Origin of the sequence: Bacteroides sp. BFG-637, assembly GCF_024793605.1 — a bacterium.
In the GTDB taxonomy this organism is placed as follows: domain Bacteria; phylum Bacteroidota; class Bacteroidia; order Bacteroidales; family Bacteroidaceae; genus Bacteroides; species Bacteroides vicugnae.
On sequence record NZ_JANUPD010000002.1, the window covers coordinates 433,509 to 450,704 of the forward strand.

At 35.3% G+C, this 17,196-nt stretch carries 13 protein-coding genes and 2 pseudogenes; all 15 read right to left on the reverse strand.

Going from position 1 to position 17,196, the window contains the following annotated elements; translation table 11 throughout:
* The 15 genes and pseudogenes from NXX38_RS01890 to NXX38_RS01960 all read right to left on the reverse strand — a co-directional run bounded on the left by NXX38_RS01890 (position 1) and on the right by NXX38_RS01960 (position 17,100).
* Positions 1-1,433: pseudogene (locus tag NXX38_RS01890) on the reverse strand (glycoside hydrolase family 140 protein).
* Positions 1,434-1,512: 79 nt separating this feature from the next.
* Positions 1,513-2,913 carry a glycoside hydrolase family 28 protein gene (locus tag NXX38_RS01895; RefSeq protein ID WP_258978480.1) on the reverse strand — a complete coding sequence of 467 codons (1,401 nt, stop codon included), beginning with the start codon at positions 2,911-2,913 and terminating at the stop codon, positions 1,513-1,515.
* Positions 2,914-2,917: 4 nt separating this feature from the next.
* Positions 2,918-4,099, reverse strand: a complete 1,182-nt coding sequence (locus NXX38_RS01900) for a glycoside hydrolase family 105 protein (RefSeq protein WP_258978481.1) — start codon at positions 4,097-4,099, stop codon at positions 2,918-2,920.
* Between the two features lie 492 nt (positions 4,100-4,591).
* On the reverse strand, positions 4,592-5,683 hold the full coding sequence (gene pelA / locus NXX38_RS01905) for a pectate lyase (RefSeq protein WP_258978482.1): 1,092 nt from the start codon (positions 5,681-5,683) through the stop codon (positions 4,592-4,594).
* Positions 5,680-7,107, reverse strand: a complete 1,428-nt coding sequence (locus tag NXX38_RS01910; protein ID WP_258978483.1) for a DUF1593 domain-containing protein — start codon at positions 7,105-7,107, stop codon at positions 5,680-5,682. The genes pelA and NXX38_RS01910 overlap by 4 nt, the downstream gene beginning before the upstream one ends.
* A 106-nt stretch (positions 7,108-7,213) precedes the next feature.
* Positions 7,214-8,479 carry a pectate lyase gene (locus NXX38_RS01915; RefSeq protein WP_258978484.1) on the reverse strand — a complete coding sequence of 422 codons (1,266 nt, stop codon included), beginning with the start codon at positions 8,477-8,479 and terminating at the stop codon, positions 7,214-7,216.
* The gene (locus NXX38_RS01920; protein ID WP_258978485.1) at positions 8,454-8,651 is read right to left on the reverse strand and encodes a hypothetical protein; all 198 of its coding nucleotides are present in this window, start codon (positions 8,649-8,651) and stop codon (positions 8,454-8,456) included. Before NXX38_RS01920 ends, NXX38_RS01915 begins: the two co-directional genes overlap by 26 nt.
* Before the next feature lie 272 nt (positions 8,652-8,923).
* A complete protein-coding gene (locus NXX38_RS01925) occupies positions 8,924-9,469 on the reverse strand; it encodes a DUF5060 domain-containing protein (protein ID WP_309600946.1) in 546 nt (181 codons plus the stop codon).
* A pseudogene (locus NXX38_RS01930) lies at positions 9,449-10,197 on the reverse strand (DUF1593 domain-containing protein); the annotation flags it as partial. The pseudogene NXX38_RS01930 and the gene NXX38_RS01925, both read right to left, overlap by 21 nt.
* Before the next feature lie 66 nt (positions 10,198-10,263).
* Positions 10,264-11,934, reverse strand: coding sequence for a DUF5123 domain-containing protein (locus NXX38_RS01935; RefSeq protein ID WP_258978486.1), 1,671 nt, complete (start codon positions 11,932-11,934; stop codon positions 10,264-10,266).
* 16 nt (positions 11,935-11,950) lie between these two features.
* Positions 11,951-12,625 carry a RagB/SusD family nutrient uptake outer membrane protein gene (locus NXX38_RS01940; RefSeq protein WP_258978487.1) on the reverse strand — a complete coding sequence of 225 codons (675 nt, stop codon included), beginning with the start codon at positions 12,623-12,625 and terminating at the stop codon, positions 11,951-11,953.
* Positions 12,591-13,850, reverse strand: a complete 1,260-nt coding sequence (locus NXX38_RS01945; protein ID WP_258978488.1) for a RagB/SusD family nutrient uptake outer membrane protein — start codon at positions 13,848-13,850, stop codon at positions 12,591-12,593. The genes NXX38_RS01940 and NXX38_RS01945 overlap by 35 nt, the downstream gene beginning before the upstream one ends.
* 191 nt (positions 13,851-14,041) lie before the next feature.
* Positions 14,042-15,001 (reverse strand): TonB-dependent receptor domain-containing protein, encoded by a 960-nt coding sequence (locus NXX38_RS01950; protein WP_258978489.1) that lies wholly within the window; start codon positions 14,999-15,001, stop codon positions 14,042-14,044.
* Positions 14,973-16,745 carry a SusC/RagA family TonB-linked outer membrane protein gene (locus NXX38_RS01955; RefSeq protein ID WP_258978490.1) on the reverse strand — a complete coding sequence of 591 codons (1,773 nt, stop codon included), beginning with the start codon at positions 16,743-16,745 and terminating at the stop codon, positions 14,973-14,975. The genes NXX38_RS01950 and NXX38_RS01955 overlap by 29 nt, the downstream gene beginning before the upstream one ends.
* A gap of 7 nt (positions 16,746-16,752) precedes the next feature.
* A complete protein-coding gene (locus NXX38_RS01960; protein WP_258978491.1) occupies positions 16,753-17,100 on the reverse strand; it encodes a carboxypeptidase-like regulatory domain-containing protein in 348 nt (115 codons plus the stop codon).
* Positions 17,101-17,196: the final 96 nt, after the last annotated feature.

The window sequence follows — 17,196 nt, forward strand, 5'->3', positions numbered from 1 at the left end:
TTATTTAACCAATATTTCATTCCAATATTTGCTAATATATTCTTTATTTATATCCACGGCAATTAATACTCTGTCACTATCCCTTGCATAACTAGTATCACTATAAAAACGAGTAATTTTACTATCATATTCTCCCACATATTTTAAGCTACCATTTTTCGGAGAATACCACCATACATTTTTCTTCTCTCCACTAATCTTGTCCAAATCTATTTCCATAGGACATCCCGTATGATTATATACCAACAGATAATCTTCCCCCGGGTAGCTATTACACGATCATAACGTTCCCCATTTTGACCTGAAATTATAGTCTGGTCAGGAATACGTTCAAAATAAGGAAATGCAAGAATCAGATTTTTCAAATACTGCATTTGATTAAAGCCCGCATCCTCCAACGCGTGCCACCAAGCCCTATTCGCTCCATAAGAAGGAACTAGCCCCGGACGATAAAACTGCATAATATTATTATTTCCATAAGTATGCCCGCAAGCCCCCGCAAAAACAGACCAATAAGCATATCGACGCACGTCAGTAGCCGTCCAACGAGGCTCTCGTATATCATGTAACCCTTGCGGAATGTCTTCATAACTCGGTTCAGCATCAAGTACGGGTTTTAATGGTTTTTGAGACAAGCTATATTCCACAAAGCGCCAGTTATCTTCCTCCGTATTATCTTGAATTGTATAATCCCCATCCCCTTTACGTTGCCCATAACGGCGATGTCCACTCTGAAACATATTAAAGTCCAGCCAATCAGCATTGTTGAACCATGTAGTCGAAACGGTACGCCCAAATGGATGAAATGTCATTAAATGATTCCTGTCAATTGATTTAATAGCATGTGCCAAGGTTTCCCAAACTTCAGTTTTTATATCTCCACGTATATCTCCTCCAATTATCCAAACTATATTAGGAGCATTTTTATACCGTTCAGCTAAAAACTTACCATAGGATTTAGCTTGTTCTACATTCATAAGCCCTCCTTTTACCAGCCCACCCCAAATGCAAACCAACCCAACATAGATACCATTTTCCTCTGCTATTTTAATTATATAGTCCATATGCTCCCAATATCCATATTCATTAGAATGATCTGCCTTGTTACAAACAAATCCGTCTACCATAGAATACTTCCCATACACATTCATGGCAGGCACAGCATTTATTGTTTGTACTTGCACTACATTATATCCAGCCTGTTTGCATTTCTGTAGATAAAAACGAACCTCATCACGATTTAAACGTTCCGGCATCAACCATCCCGTTTCTCCCAACCAAAAAAAAGGTACTCCATTCTCATGCCTCAAATATCTGCCTTCATCGGAGACTATTAACTTTCCATTACTCCAAGGCAGATCAACATTAAACTTTGCTTGTATTGGTAATAGAAGAATTCCTAATGAGTAAATTATAAGTAGAATCTTTTTCATTATGCATTTATTTCTCACTGTTGTCTATAATTTGTAACCTGTTTCTATTAAGAATAACAACTTTTCTCACAATGCAGTTTCAATCTTTATTCCCCACATTCTCACCATTTATAAATAAATTATGAAACCTAACATTGGAAGCACCTTTGATATCATATTTTCGTTCTACATTATTAAACCGACAGTTAGAAAGTTGTATGTTATTTATATTCAAAGTATCTCTTAAACCTATAATCAGTATTCCATAGCGGCTCCTATCACATTGAACATTATCTAAAAAGACATTTTTTACTGAAGGAGGGAAATCTCGACTACAAATTTCATCATGCTGATAATCCAAATTGATTTTTAACACAGCTTCCTTACATTGACCAACCTTAATATTTCGCACATAAATACCGTCTATCACACCACCACGGCAACTATTCGTTTTAACACGAATAACACGCTCTAATTCAGGACTATCCATTTTGCAGTTCTCTACAAAAAGATTCTTAAACCCTCCGGAAATCTCACTTCCAACTACGACTCCACCATGCCCATTTTTCATTGTGCAATTTTTAATCACAATATTTTCACTTGGAATATTCCACTTACGTCCATCAACATTACGCCCAGACTTAATTGCAATACAATCATCACCTGTATCAAAATAACAATCATCTATCAGAACATTATAACATGACTCCGGATCGCATCCGTCACCATTAGGTCCTAAACTTTTAATATGTACTCCACGTACAATAAGATTCTTGCAAAACACAGGATGTATCACCCAGAAAGGCGAATTTTGAAGTCTGACTCCCTCAATCAACACTAAATTACAAGAGTAAAAATTAATCAATTGCGGTCTTAATCCATCTTCTAAAGAAAATATACGTTCTGCCACAGGAACAGCTCCTTCTGAATACATTTGCAGTCTATCACGGCTTCCACTTTTTTGTGAAGGAATGCCCGGTTTCCAACCAAACTTCGGATTACCATTCCATGGCCACCAATTATCATTGGAGCCCTGTCCGTCAATAGTTCCATAGCCAGTAATCGCAATATTAGTTTCTCCATAAGCATATATCATTGGGCGAGTTGTATAACAATCAATCCCCTCCCAGCGTGTTAATACTGGAGGAAAATAAAGTTCCTGCCGTGTTGAGAATTTCACAACTGCACCTCTCTCTAAATGGAAATTCACATTACTTTTAAGAGTAATTGGACCTGTCAAAAATTCCCCTTTTGGTACAATTACGACACCACCCCCATTTTGATTACAAGCAATAATAGCATTATTAATTGCTTCAGAAGCTAATTCAGTGGAGTTTGGCACAGCTCCAAAATCTAAAATATTATATTCTCTATTTGGAAAGGAAGTTTTCTTTATACTCTTGATTATCTTATTAGCCATCCCCCAATTTGAAGTCGCGGCATTTATAGTATTACTACAACTTATCACAAAAAGTGCAATTAATATACTTACGTTCTTCATTTTCTTATTTATTTAATTCAATACAGCCCATTATAAAAGGTCCAATAGCTTTCGGATCATTATCACGAACCGGCTCATTTATATAATATTGAAAACTGCCATCACGATAAGGATTTCCTCCTAAACCAGCAACCATGCAACACTGAGTAATATTAACCGTTCCATCGGCATCAATACGAATCAGTTTCTTCATTATGCCATCATAAGCATCGACGGCAATCTTCATATATTTTTTATCAAGGTACCCTTTGTTTACAGCTTTGGCTATAGAATACATAAACATAGCAGTAGCCGAAGCTTCCTCATAATTACCTTCACGATCTCCTAGATTTACTATCTGATACCAAAGTCCATCATGCTGATATTTAGACAGAGAATCGGCCAGCCCTTCCACCATAAAAAGTAGATTTTCACGTAATGGGTGATTCTGGGGAACAAAATCCAAAACATCAACCAAAGCCATAAACCACCATCCGATGCTACGCCCCCAAAAATGATAAGATAATCCAGTTTCAGGATCACACCACTTTTGTATTTTCTTTTCATCCCAAGCGTGAAAATACAATCCAGTAATAGAATCATGCATAAAATTCTCTACTATAACAAATTGCATAATTACATCATTTAACAGTTCGGGTTTATTATTAACAACCGCGTACTGTGCCAAATAAGGAGAACCCATATACAAACCATCAAGCCACATTTGCCAAGGATATATCTCCTTATGCCAAAAACCACCTAATGAGTTACGTGGATGACTCAGCATAGTATTATAAAGCATATCCATTGCCTTTTTGTACTTGGGGTTATTTGTTTGCTCATACACATCAAACAATATTTTACCTGCATTAATCATATCAATATTATGCCTACCATTGATATAATCATAATTCATGATCTTTCCCTCATCATTTATCATCATGTCGGCATATTGCTCCACATATTGATAGTATTTTTTATTATTAGCCTGTTTCCATGCTTTAAGCATAGCAAGCGTCACAACACCATGACAATATCCGAAAACAGGGCGTTTTACACTATCTATCCGCCATGCTTCCGGAAAACGTTTCATTTCAGAATCAGCCATTCGCAAATACATTTTTTCTTGTGCAATGGCTCCATTTCCCACAAATACCATCAACAAAATCAGTACAAATACTTGGTATAAAACACCCTTCATCTTCATAATAAATACAGATTATAGATTAATAAATACAAATAAACATCTCTATAGCGTGCCACAATCTTACTCTACTTACCATTCACTCTACTTTGTACGATAGCTTTCATATCTTCATTCAGAAATGGAGTCCAATTTTCCTTTCACCCCATTCCAACAAAGCATATTCGTCAACTTAACACTATCTCCGACTATTCTCAAGTAGAAAAGTATGGTTTCAAGACTCTTACAAAACAAGATTTATACGAAGGCAAGCTCACTTCTTTCATAAAGAGAACCATCAACCCAGTCCCCAATCACCTAACCCTTTCATCATAGTATTCTTACCAACATATTCTAACACATATTCCATCACCAATATAGAGATAGTAATCATAGCTACTTATGAACCAAAACACAATCTATAATGGACTACATTCAGAGTTATAAAACAAACCCTACAAATAACGACAATCGTTTTCGCTTTTTATACAAACAACATTTTCGGATAGGTATTTATCATTCTTTACTAGTTATTTTCATGAGCCATTCCGGGTATGCGTCAAGCACTTTATCGGGTGCAGAATCATACCATGTATATCCTCCACGACGTTCTTTACCAATCTCATTTAGATTATCTTTCTTTACTCCGTCACGATCACAAACAAAAGGTTTTTCTGTTTCCAAATCGTAAAATCTACCCCACACCCTTTCACCTTTAGATGGAACAAGCCTAGCATTTCTTTCTCCTTGCTCATCACGGTATCGTTCAAATTTCATGTCAACAATTTTATGCTCATCAAACCATTTGACCGCTCCCTTTATCGAAGCAATAATTTCAGGTGAAGGATTAGGTATTTTCATCAAAAGTAATACAATTCCTACAGATTCGACTCCACTAAAAGATGGCAATTCATAGGCACGTGCTTTAGCAGGCTTAAGAGTCTGCTCATCATGTTGCGCACACCAAACTGTAGGCAATCCATTCACTTGGATCTGTGTTTTCAAAATACATTCTACCCCCTTGTCGAAAGCCTGTCTTGCTCGTTTTTTTATTTTTTCCTCTAGCTCAAGAGGACTCAAGGAAGGAGCATCCTCATAAATATCTTTTAAAAGATTCATTATATTCACATAAGCACCATCATTGTAGGTTATATGACCTGAATAAGCTACACTTTTTCCTTTTCGAACAGGACAAAACTGTGGCCAACCACCATTATCATATTGCGCATATAATATGTAATTAAAGGCCTTAAGAAAAGAGTTGCGATACTTTTCTTCTTTTCTATGAGTATAAATTTTGGCTAAAAAACGCATTTCCATTATCGTTGCTTCATTATCAAATGTAGCTCCAATTCCTGATGTTCGTATTTTACTCATCTCTTCACTATTAACATTCGTGTGAAAATTTGTATTTTTAGGCCACCCACCTATTTCTGTTTGATAAAGCAAGACTTTATCTGCAATATGCTTCGCTTGTTCTGTACCGTACCAAGTCTCTGGCATACTACAAGCAACTTTGCGCCATGATAATCCATCCAAATTCTGTTGTGCATTCAATATGACAAAGCATAAACACAACCCAACAGTTATTAATAGCTCCTTTTTCATTTTACATCTATAATTACTCGTCCATATCTTGTTAACGCAGGAGTTCCATTGTCAGTAACAGCTACGATTATATGTATTGTCCCCAACCTTTCACTCTTTGGCACCACAAACCAAGCTTTACCCTTATCCGAATCTTCTATCTCAAGAGGATTGCCTGTACGTGCTGCTGCAATATTGAAAGTGCCTACTTCTGGATAATAAAACCAATGATAAGACAATTTATCACCATCAGGATCAATACTTTTCTCTGCATTCAATTCTATGCGATCTCCTATTTTAGCTATTATCTCTTTGGGACAAGTCATACGAACAATAGGAGGATGGTTAGCATTTTTGTAATCTTTGATCGTCCAATCCATACGGGCTGAGAAGTCATTCTGAAAAGCTTCTCTCCAGCGCCATATAGTAGCCTTGTTACTAGTATGCCAAAAGCCATCATTCCCCATAACTTCATCTTGTACGTCTGTCCAAATAGGACGAGTTTCAGGTTCAATGAACCATCGTTCAGTCCTAGGTAAATAAAACTCATAGCGTCCTCCCCAACTCCCCCAATCCGGGTGCTCTGGATTACCAAGACCATTATCTATCAAATATAAAAATGTAGGCGTATCGCCTTCCATCAGAAATTTCATAGAAGGATATTGTGCTCCCAGAGGTCCCTTACAACGAATATGCTTATCCATCCAAGGATTATCTACGATAGCATAGTCAGCTCCAGTAAAACGTCCATGAAATTTATCACCACTGATTCCACTCCAAGTTCCATAATGATAACCTCCAAAACGATGATAACCAGGACTCACTATATAAAATAAGTCTTTAAATGTTTTTCTAATCCAAACACCACTATCATCCTGATCGGAAATGGAATACACTCTAAGTTTCTTAACAAAAGCTTCTACATCTTTAGTAGGACGGGTTTCTTTAATTTTCCATAAGGCCTGTGCCAAACAGTTAGGTCCTCCCCATATTAATATCCAAACCGGACGTTCATCCTCTCGATCAACAGATTCTATTATTAATTCTGATCCCGTAGAATCCATATCCTTTCCAACAGCATACATACCGTAATCTGCTCGTCCTTCTTTAATCACAGAGAGCAGATGATCAACAGTTGGATACCCAAGTTCATGTTTCAAAAGATTAGGCTGAACCTTTCCATATGCTTCTACAATTTCTCGAAGTCTCCAAGCAGCTATTTTCTTTTTTTGATGAATGGATGTCGTCGCTACAATACCTTCTACCTCCCATTGATTAGAATATGTAAGGAAACGAACTAGTGACATTGCATCATCCGGTTCGTTCTCTATATCCGTTAGTACAATAACTCTAGGCTTTTGCTTAAATGAAGCATAAACAGATGTAAACGGGATCAATAATATCCCCAAAAACAAATACATACAAATATTACTATACACTTTCATATTCAGATATTTATATATTCTATTCAATTATAATACCACATAAAGCCATTAGATTTTTACTTAAACATCACCTTTGCACAATAATTGATATGCAGTTATATATCACTCATTGTATACTATTTAAATAAACTTCGAGATATGTGTATCCATTTTTGGCAATCTTATTACGATCAGAAGGATCATTGGGGTTCAGTCCTTTCTCCTTTTCCCATTCATCTGGCATACCATCATGGTCTGTATCAACAGGCGCAGGTAAACTTTTATATTCAGGCCACCCGCCAACATCCTCTTGAGTATCAATAATGCCACATTTCTTAGTGATATCCGGAATAGGCTTTCCATCAGTCTTATAACCACTACCTTCATAAGTAGCATATCCACCCCGTACCTCAGCTATAATTCTTTCATCAACCAAATCACGCTTAGGCAATATAGAACCAGCATTAGACATGACTGATTCGAAAGCTTCCGCAGGTGTTTCCTGATTTATAGGCATGGAATTCCAAGGTTTATTCAATTTCAACTGCAACAGGTCCCCATTACTAATTTGTACACCTCCATCCCAATTATTGGCTGTAACTTTTGCATTACCTGCCATATAGTTATCAGCTATATACCATTTACCATAACACGGATTACCATTAGAATCCAATGTGGTAGGATTAGCAATACGATAACTTGTCCAATCTGGACGTGTAGCAGGTCCAGGTTTATAATAATTAGCAACTATATTTACTGTAAAACTATTATATTCAGGCATGCTAGAATCAAATCCAGCTCCACCATAACAACTGTTGTAAGCCCAATTGTAAATCACATTATTACGAAAATCATTATATCCGGATCCATCTGAAAAACGCGGATTACGACTAGTATGATGAGCCAATAAATTATGATGATAGGTACTGTTGTTGGATCCCCATATACCACCAAAGCCATGATTGCCTTTTTCATGTTTTGATTTATACAAACTTTCGGCAATAATACTCCATTGGATAGTCACATTATCACAACGATAAATAGAAATACACTCGTCAATACTCCAACTAGCAGAAACATGGTCTATTATAATATTTTTATAATAACGGCAGAATATAGCATCTTGTGCAGAGTCTATATTATCGCCTAAACGTATTCTTATATAACGTATAATAACCTCACTAGCGTCAATTGTAATTTGATAATTCTTCAAGCAAATGCCATCACCTGGAGCAGTCTGACCTGCAATTGTAATATACGGATTCCGAATTCTCAATGGACTTTTCAATTCAATTATACCAGAAACACGAAACACAACAGTTCTAGGTCCTGAAGCTTCGACAGCGGCACGCAAACTGCCATTTCCATCATCCTTCAAATTTGTTACTTCCATAAACGACACCTCCACGACCACCTACAGTGTTTTTACCATATCCCTCCGCTGTAGGAAAAGCTAAAACTTCAGTTACTTCCCCATCTTCGACCTCATCAGTCATAGAATTCTCTGCATCCGAAGACGAAGAACAGCTGCATGTCATCAATATGCCAACAAAAGATAAAAACATACAATCCTTTATTAAATTCATTTTACGCATTATTATTACAATAATTTTCATTATATATTATTCAAAATAGATTTCGATATATACCCACCTTAGGAGTTTTTATTGCGATTAGAAGCAAAACTCGCACTAAATGAAGCAAAAATTTTACTCCCTTAATAGATTTCTCTCCACCATAGATAGAATTATACCCTCAATTGTTAAAACGCATTATTTTATTCATAATTCGAACAATAAAGGTTATTACAATTTATCCAGAAAAATAAAAGCAAAATTTATTTTAACCAGTTCCATCTCTTCTCCCAATCCAAAAGAACCGTAGTTTTCCATTTTGCTACAGTTTTAAAGCCTTGCCATGGTCCCTCAAAGAGAGATAGTTCAGCTTTATCTGTATACCAGTTTTCGCCTAGTTGATATGCATCTTTTGTTATATCCCCCGGCCACATTTTATCAACGACAAATTCACCCTTCATTCCATCAAGTTCCTTAATTTCTGACATGATCTGATATTCCAAAACAGCAGGTGCTTTAGGCACATATTTAACACAATATTTACCATCACCCAAATAATAACCATCCCAATCTTGCTTGTCAATACGAAATGTAAAACAAGGTGTTTCAATATTGTTATCAATCTTTGGTCCCTTAAAATGAAACTCGATAACTGAATAAACAGAAACTGTATCTCTCAATGTAGTATTACGATGAAAGATCTTTCGCGGACTATAAGAAATTCTCTCAAAACTTCCTCCCCATGATTCACCCAAAGGATCACTAGGATCCCCATCCATTATATACAATAAAGAAGGAGTATCTCCCATTTTCACATTGCCATTATAGTAATTTTTAAAGTCTGTACCTAAATTTCCTGCGCCATTTATACATTCTTCATAATATAGTTCATTAAACTTATCTTTCTTATTATTCCCTATAAATCCACGATAAGAAGCATTGTTTTCAATCATCCAAAGATTAGGAAAGTTTTCTACAATATATGTATATGCATTGACACTCCACTTCTTATTAGGACCACCAATCCAATAAACTCGGATATTCGGTACAATATCTGGAGCATCATGTAAAGCCTGAGCTAAATCATCAAGTCCTCCCCATACTAACACCCAAAGAGGCCGTTCACTTTTTTCACGAGCACAGTGAATAATCCATTCTGAACCTTCTGTCGCGTCCGAGAAACCTTTTAATGGTGCTCTTCCCTTTCTCCCTGTTTACATAATTTACGTAATATTTCAGGTTCTACTAAATTCTCAGCATGCTTCTGCAATTTAAAAAAATCCTTCTCATATAAACTAATCATACGCAATATTTCCTCCTTAGAGCCATCGCCAAAAGAGGGAGAAGAGATTAATCCTTCCAAATCAAAAAGATCACTATACATTAATAAATGAACCATTGATTGATTATCATCCGGGTCTGTCCCACCAATATCTGTACTTACCAATATACGTGCTTTTACAAACTGATCCTTATTGGTACAAGCAAACAAAATACTAACAAATAAACATACTATCAAAAAAGCTTTTATCCTCATGATTATTTAATAAAATATGTGTGTATGGGGTAGAGAGACACAATATTTCACTACCCCTTTTACTTTTTATTCAATCCACCTTGGATCACCAATATTATTTAAATATATTACAGAAGACGGGTCTTTTATCTGTAGGATCCCCTTGCTATAATCTACAAATAAATCTTCTTGAGGAACGTTCAAGTTGGTCGTTATTTCTTTACTATTTCTTGAGGATTCAGATGCACTACCTGTACGATAATTGTCCTTATATGTAGTCACTGCACTTCCAGAAAGACACAGTTCATAAAAAGCATACGTATCATTATAAGCATTTTCCACATTGCTAAATAAACATTTCAAGATAGTTATTTGGGATGTCTTCTGAAGTTTATTAGCTTGTATAACACGTGCCCCAGAACCAGGTTGACCTAAAGCCTCAAAAACTGTAACATTTTGCATAAACAATTCAATATCAGTTTTTGAATTACCATAAGCATCCGGTAAAAACAATAGGGTCATTTTGGGCGAATTCATAAATGTAGAATTAGTGATTGAAATTTTATCAATTGCAATGACACCATTCAAATCGCTGAACTTGTCAGTTGCAACTAAAGCTCCCCCCTCCATATCATGAAAAACACAATCATCTATAGTAATATCTATAATTCTTTTATTGTTCCCAACTGATGAATTAACCATAACAAATCCGGATGGGAATGCTGAAATAGAGCATTTTTCTATTTTGAGACCTTGCCAAATATAATTCAATCCATCTGACAATTCATTAATAATCAATGCCACTTCACCTTGTAAGCTAATATTGGTAAAGATAATTTTCCCGGCAGAATTTCCATTTGGAGTAAATGGAGACTTAACATTAATTGTAGTAGTAGTTCCTACAACACCAATTAATTGAAATCCTTTCGTAAATGAGTATCCCTCGAGATCAAAAGATGCTCCTCCTTTTATATAATATGCTTGCCCATCCGGTATATCTTCCCTCGCCTCATTCGCCTTCAAGATAGCATTCAAATCATCATCTGGATTCACTACAATTGAACCTTCCGGTGGACCGGCTGTTTTAAATTTTATAGAATTATATGGCCTTTCATACACATCCTCAATCCTTGAATTATAGACAGTCACCACATAAGTTGTAGCTTCCTTTAATCCTAAAATATTATATGAGCCACGTAAATATTGCTCTTCTGTCAACTCTATTTCAATTGGTTTAGAATAGGTTCCATCCTCATTTACCTCTAATTTAGAAACAGTTATACTGTCAACAGGATACTCATCATTAACATTCCATGTTATTACTACTCCATTTTCCGAAATATTCTTATCTGCCACTTCATTCAAGATAGAAGGTATAGCTCTATCATCCGTAGCTATTTTGACCTCACACCATATCGAAGAAATATCATTTGCAGTATTAGTTTTCAATCTTACATAAAAAAGTGTAGAATAAGGCAATTTAGGACTTTTATAAGAAGTTTCAGATATGGTCACCTCGTCAATCAAGTCTGTATATAAATCATCTTTAAATACCTGTACCGTATATGACTCTGCATTATCTACCTGATACCATAATAATTTAAATGTATTTGCTTCCACAATAGGATATCCTGCTACTAACTTCGGTCTAAATATGCCCTCTTGAAACTGCCGTTCACTATCACTACATGCAAAACATAAAATGATTATCGGCAGAATACTTAATAGCTTTCTAAAGAAAGTATATGTTTTATTCATAATTATTCATTTTAAATTATTTGAACCCATAATAATTTTTCAGATTTGAATTTGAAGACAAGAAAAGTGTTCCATATGGCATCAAATACGGAACAGGATCTTTCTCCGGATCAATAGCCTCTACTGTTTCCGGTGTAAAATATCCACGAAAACATCTTTTTAATGTTGCACATGGTTCCCATTCAAGTGTTACAGCATTTTGTGTCATAAACGCTTTAGCGAAAGGTTTAGAAGAATACCCCACAGGTGCAACAGACAAACGTTCATACAATCCTAAATATTCTATCTTTTTCTTACCCGGCCTATCAGGGTCATCTATTTGTTTGTAATAAAATACATCAGGAACGTCATAATATTTATTCGCTTCCAGCCCGTTTGCATTTTTCCCCATAGCAATGGCTTCTTTATAGAAATTCACTATGACTTTTCCATATAAATTCCATCTGGCTAAATCATATTTTCTTTTATTCTCACCGCCAAATTCCCATTTACGCTCATCAACAATAGCTTGAAAAAAACTTTCTTTATCAGATTTTGAATTTACATAATTTTCCACTTTTTCATTCCAAATCTTTTCGGGAAAAGCTCTTCTCCTTACCTTTTTAAGTGCTTCCTTTGCAGCATCAGTCGGCCCATTATTGTTTTCATTTACAGCTTCAGCATACATTAATAAAACATCTGCATAACGCATGTATGGAAGCATTAACTCCAGTACTTTTTGATGTTGTAGAACCCAAAGGGGTATCCATCCAGATTCTTCTATATTTTCCATCTTTAATGCCCGCCAACTGGTTACTTCCCATTGTAGGCCCAGTCTGATTAAGATTTGAATCATACTTATAGTTTACACAGGTAACATCTCTACGCAAATCATTTTTATCAAAAGAAAGCATATACAAAGTTGATAAACTATAACTTCCACTCGATTTCCCATATGGGTTATTATCACCTTCATCCATTGGAACACCAACATAGTAACAAAACTCGCCACTACCACCACCTTTCAAGACAGGAATATCAAATATAAAATCATCATTATTTAGTGTTTTCCAGTTACATACGAGACGCCAGAATTCTTCATATCCCACATTTAAATTATGGTGTCCTTCAAAAATTACTTTACCTGAATATTTCTCCGCTATCTGATAATACTCTTGCCAATCTTCACTGCGTTCCATTGTACCCACCTCATTCGGATTTTCTTTATTAGGCCGGAGCGTCCATCCGCCGCGCGTCAAGGCTATTTGCGCAATCAAACCCTGACAAAATTCTTTAGAAGCTCGCTCCACACCATAAGTAATATCTTTTGCATACTGCATAACTGGTTCTACACTCTTCAAATCTTCAATTAATGTAGTTAATATCACATCTCTATCTGTAGGAGGAACTTGCATCTCATCATCAGAAGAAGAAGGTTTGAGCAAAAATGGCACATCCCCCCAAGAACGGACTAAATCATGATAAATCATTGCACGTAGCACTTTCGCCTCACCATACAATTGTAAAAGATTAGAAGCCTTTCCTAGATCAGCTTGTGCATATAAAGGAGAATTCTCAATACCATCAATTATAGCATTTGCAAGATTTACAGCTTTATACAATTCAGCCATAACACTAGACAAATTGGAATCAATAGAAGTGGGAGCAAAACAAGGATAATCCTCTCCACGCGCACTTGGGCTCTCACTTACATCCTTAAATTCAACATCTGTATTAGGTAAAAATAAAGTAATCCAACGTCCACTATAAACATTCACTAGTGGAGGATAAATACCTGATACTGCTCTGAAAATCTCTTCTTCAGAATTAAATACATAATTATTATCAAAATTTGAGGGTGAGTCCACATTTAGATAGTCATCACATGCAAATAATGATACCATACATAACAATAATAAATATTTCATTGCATTCATATCTTTTACTTTTTTAGAATGTTAAATTAACACCAAATGTATAAGTTCTACTTCTTGGATATTTATTGGAATCAATTCCAGGGGTTAAACCATTCATCATATTAACTTCCGGATCATAACCAGAATAAGAAGTTAGAGTCCAAAGATTATAGCCCGTAAAATAGAATCTTAGATTACTGATACCTATTTTTTTAGTAAAATAAACTGGCAGAGTATATCCTAATGTTAATGTATTTAATCTTAAAAAATGAACCATCTTCAACATTATAAGACATCATATATGCAGATCCCATTTTTGTAGGATTCCATATCGTTGCATTTTTGTTAAACTCTTTAAGTAACTGTGGGTTAGTTCGCAGATCATTACCTTCATCATCAAAATATCGGAAACGATGTTTGCTGTCAACTAACGTCGATAAATTATTATAACTATTTCTCCACCAAGAAACTAGATGCATTTTATTTCCATTATAAACATCATTTCCTATAGTATAATTAAAAAACATAGAAAAATCAAATCCTTTACATGTTGCATTCAAGCCAAATCCTCCTGATAATTTAGGCATAGCCTTGCCTATAACAGACAAATCCTTTTCATCTATTGTACCATCTTCATATACATCTTTAAATTTAGGTGCTCCGGGATATGGAGTAACTAATGACGAACCATCTACAACTCCCTCCTTTAAAACATACTCTTTTGTGACTTCATTATAATCAAAATCATCAACTTGATAAAATCCATCATTTGTATAACCATACATTAAACCAACAGAATTACCAACTTCCACTAAATAATCTTCATATGGAGTTTGATCTGTACTAGCCCAACCTGATGACTTCTTCCATAAAGTTTCTCCAGATGCCAACTTGACTATTTTGTTTTTATTTATTCCGACGTTAAAATTTGCATCTAACGTAAAATTCCGAGTCCTGACTAATGAGGCATTTAATGTCAATTCAATACCCTTATTTTGAGTCTCGCCCACATTCGTCTGTTGCTGCGAAAAGCCTGTTGTCTGAGGAATAGATGATGGCACAAGCAAATCTTTTGTATTATTTACATATAAATCTAATGTACCACTTAATTTTTCATTAAAAAAACCAAAATCAAAACCTAAATTATTCGTGATTGTTTTTTCCCATTTCAAGGAAGGGTTTGGTAAATAATCTGAACCATATGTATAATACGAATTTATAGCTCTCATTCCATCCTGGACCTTTCGAGGAACTTAATTTATAAGTTGATTTCCAAAGATCATTCGCTATTCTGTTATTTCCTGAAATACCAGAACTTAATCTGACCTTTAGATTGGAAACAAATGTATTTTTCAGAAATCTTTCTTCAGAGACTCTCCATGCTAATGAAGCAGCTGGAAAATATCCCCATTGATTACCTGGGGCAAACTTCGTTGAACCGTCAGCGCGTATCGTAAAAGTTGCATAGAACCTTCTATTAAAATCATACATAAGTCGTCCGAAGAATGAAGCTAATCTTTCAGGAGTACTTTTAGAACTATTTGTCTGATAGGCCTCACCCAAAGTCATATTGTCAAACGCTTTTTCAGGCGTAATACTCATAGGGAGGTAACGAGCACTCATAAAATTTGTTAGACTCTGACTATTATTAAGTTCTTGTCCTAACATTAAATTAAAATGATGTTGTTTTTTTAAATCAAATTGATACGTTAATATATTAGCAAGCCTATATTTCGGAGACTCTACTTTAGTCAGTTCAACATAAGGCATACCATTACTATATCTATCAGCATTCGAATTCTTAGATCCATAAAAACGTTTCTGATAACTATTGTTAAAATCTATGCCAAATTCCGTTCTAAACGTTAGTCCTTTTAAAATAGTCAAGTTCAACGCAGCTGTTGTATTAAACAAAGTACCTCCTTTTTGTTTCCAATTTTGATAAACATTTTCACGGGGATTATATCTTGTTACATACTCTTCCTCTTCAGGTGTATAATCATCACTAGCAGGTGGAAGTTGCATAAAATCTGTTAAACCTTGTGTAGGTGCATATTCAAGAGCTGAAAGAACGCTAACTCCATCAGTTCCTGCACCATCAGTTTTCGTATTAACAAAACGAGTATTATATTCGAAAGACAAAAAGCTGAACAATTGGCTCTTCAACTTAAAATTTAAAAATGTTTTTTGCAAACCATTACCAGCCAAAATTCCGGGTGAATTTTGATGAGTAAAACTCAAGTTATATTGATTTTTAGGACTCGCACCACTGATAGTAACATTATAATATTGAGATAAAGAAGTACCTCCCATAACTTCATCTTGCCAATCGTCACCACTATAGTTCTTATAGATATAAAATTCTGAAGGATCACCATATCTGTCAATAAAAGAAGTAGGTTCTGAGGATCTGGAACGTGCATATTCATATTGAAGTAATACAAATTCGTAAGGGTCAAGCACATCTAACTTCTTAGAAAGTGTTCTTAAAGTCACATAAGAATTAAAAGAAATAGACGTCCTCCCTTCTTTTGCTCGTTTTGTTGTTATATTTACTACACCATTAGCTCCTCGAGCACCATAAACTGCGGTAGAAGAAGCATCCTTCAACACATCAATAGATTCAATATCAGTAGGAGCAATATCTTTCAAGTTATCTACGGGAAAGCCATCTACAATATATAATGGTGAGTTATCTTGAGTTATAGAACCACCGCCACGAACTCTAATCATAATATCAGCATCAGGAGAACCATCAGCTGTAGTAATTTGCACACCTGCGAGTTTACCAACCATCGCTTCAGCGACAGAACTTACAGGAACTTGTGATATAGTCTTTCCACTGATGGAAGAAACAGAGCCTGTTAGAGCCTCTCTACGGATATTTCCATAACCAATAACAACAACTTCATCCAAAGACGCATTATCTTCTTGTAACCTGACAACTATGTTTTTTCCTATCTTTGACCTTGACTATTTGGGTTTTATAACCAATATATGAAACTTCTAATTCAATTTCACCTTTAGGTATATCAATAAAAAAATTACCTTCAAGGTCAGTTATTGTACCCTTTCCTGTTTTCTTAAGAACTATTGTGGCACCAATCAAAGGTTCTCCCAAGTCACTCACCACCTGTCCCTTTATTTTCTCATTTACTGATGATACTTCTCCTACAAAATTTATATATTCCACAGCAAATGCAGAAGAAAGTATATTTAAGCAGAATAGTATAAATACAAACGCTTTAAAATGTTTCAAACTGTTTTTCATAATAAAATCATATTTTAATTTCCGAGAATATCAGATAAATTCATCTGCTTAGGAAAGATTTTTTCGTTCCTCCTTTTCTATTAATCTCGAAAATGT

What these genes read in the sequence shown, in the direction of transcription:
- NXX38_RS01900 (WP_258978481.1), bottom strand. Translation starts at nt 4,099, where the DNA reads ATGAAGATGAAGGGTGTTTTATACCAAGTATTTGTACTGATTTTGTTG.
- NXX38_RS01935 (WP_258978486.1), bottom strand. Translation starts at nt 11,934, where the DNA reads ATGAATAAAACATATACTTTCTTTAGAAAGCTATTAAGTATTCTGCCG.
- NXX38_RS01925 (WP_309600946.1), bottom strand. Translation starts at nt 9,469, where the DNA reads ATGGGAGATACTCCTTCTTTATTGTATATAATGGATGGGGATCCTAGT.
- NXX38_RS01960 (WP_258978491.1), bottom strand. Translation starts at nt 17,100, where the DNA reads ATGAAAAACAGTTTGAAACATTTTAAAGCGTTTGTATTTATACTATTC.
- NXX38_RS01895 (WP_258978480.1), bottom strand. Translation starts at nt 2,913, where the DNA reads ATGAAGAACGTAAGTATATTAATTGCACTTTTTGTGATAAGTTGTAGT.
- NXX38_RS01915 (WP_258978484.1), bottom strand. Translation starts at nt 8,479, where the DNA reads ATGGAAGTAACAAATTTGAAGGATGATGGAAATGGCAGTTTGCGTGCC.
- NXX38_RS01920 (WP_258978485.1), bottom strand. Translation starts at nt 8,651, where the DNA reads ATGTTTTTATCTTTTGTTGGCATATTGATGACATGCAGCTGTTCTTCG.
- NXX38_RS01940 (WP_258978487.1), bottom strand. Translation starts at nt 12,625, where the DNA reads ATGCGTTATGCAGATGTTTTATTAATGTATGCTGAAGCTGTAAATGAA.
- pelA (WP_258978482.1), bottom strand. Translation starts at nt 5,683, where the DNA reads ATGAAAAAGGAGCTATTAATAACTGTTGGGTTGTGTTTATGCTTTGTC.
- NXX38_RS01910 (WP_258978483.1), bottom strand. Translation starts at nt 7,107, where the DNA reads ATGAAAGTGTATAGTAATATTTGTATGTATTTGTTTTTGGGGATATTA.
- NXX38_RS01945 (WP_258978488.1), bottom strand. Translation starts at nt 13,850, where the DNA reads ATGAATGCAATGAAATATTTATTATTGTTATGTATGGTATCATTATTT.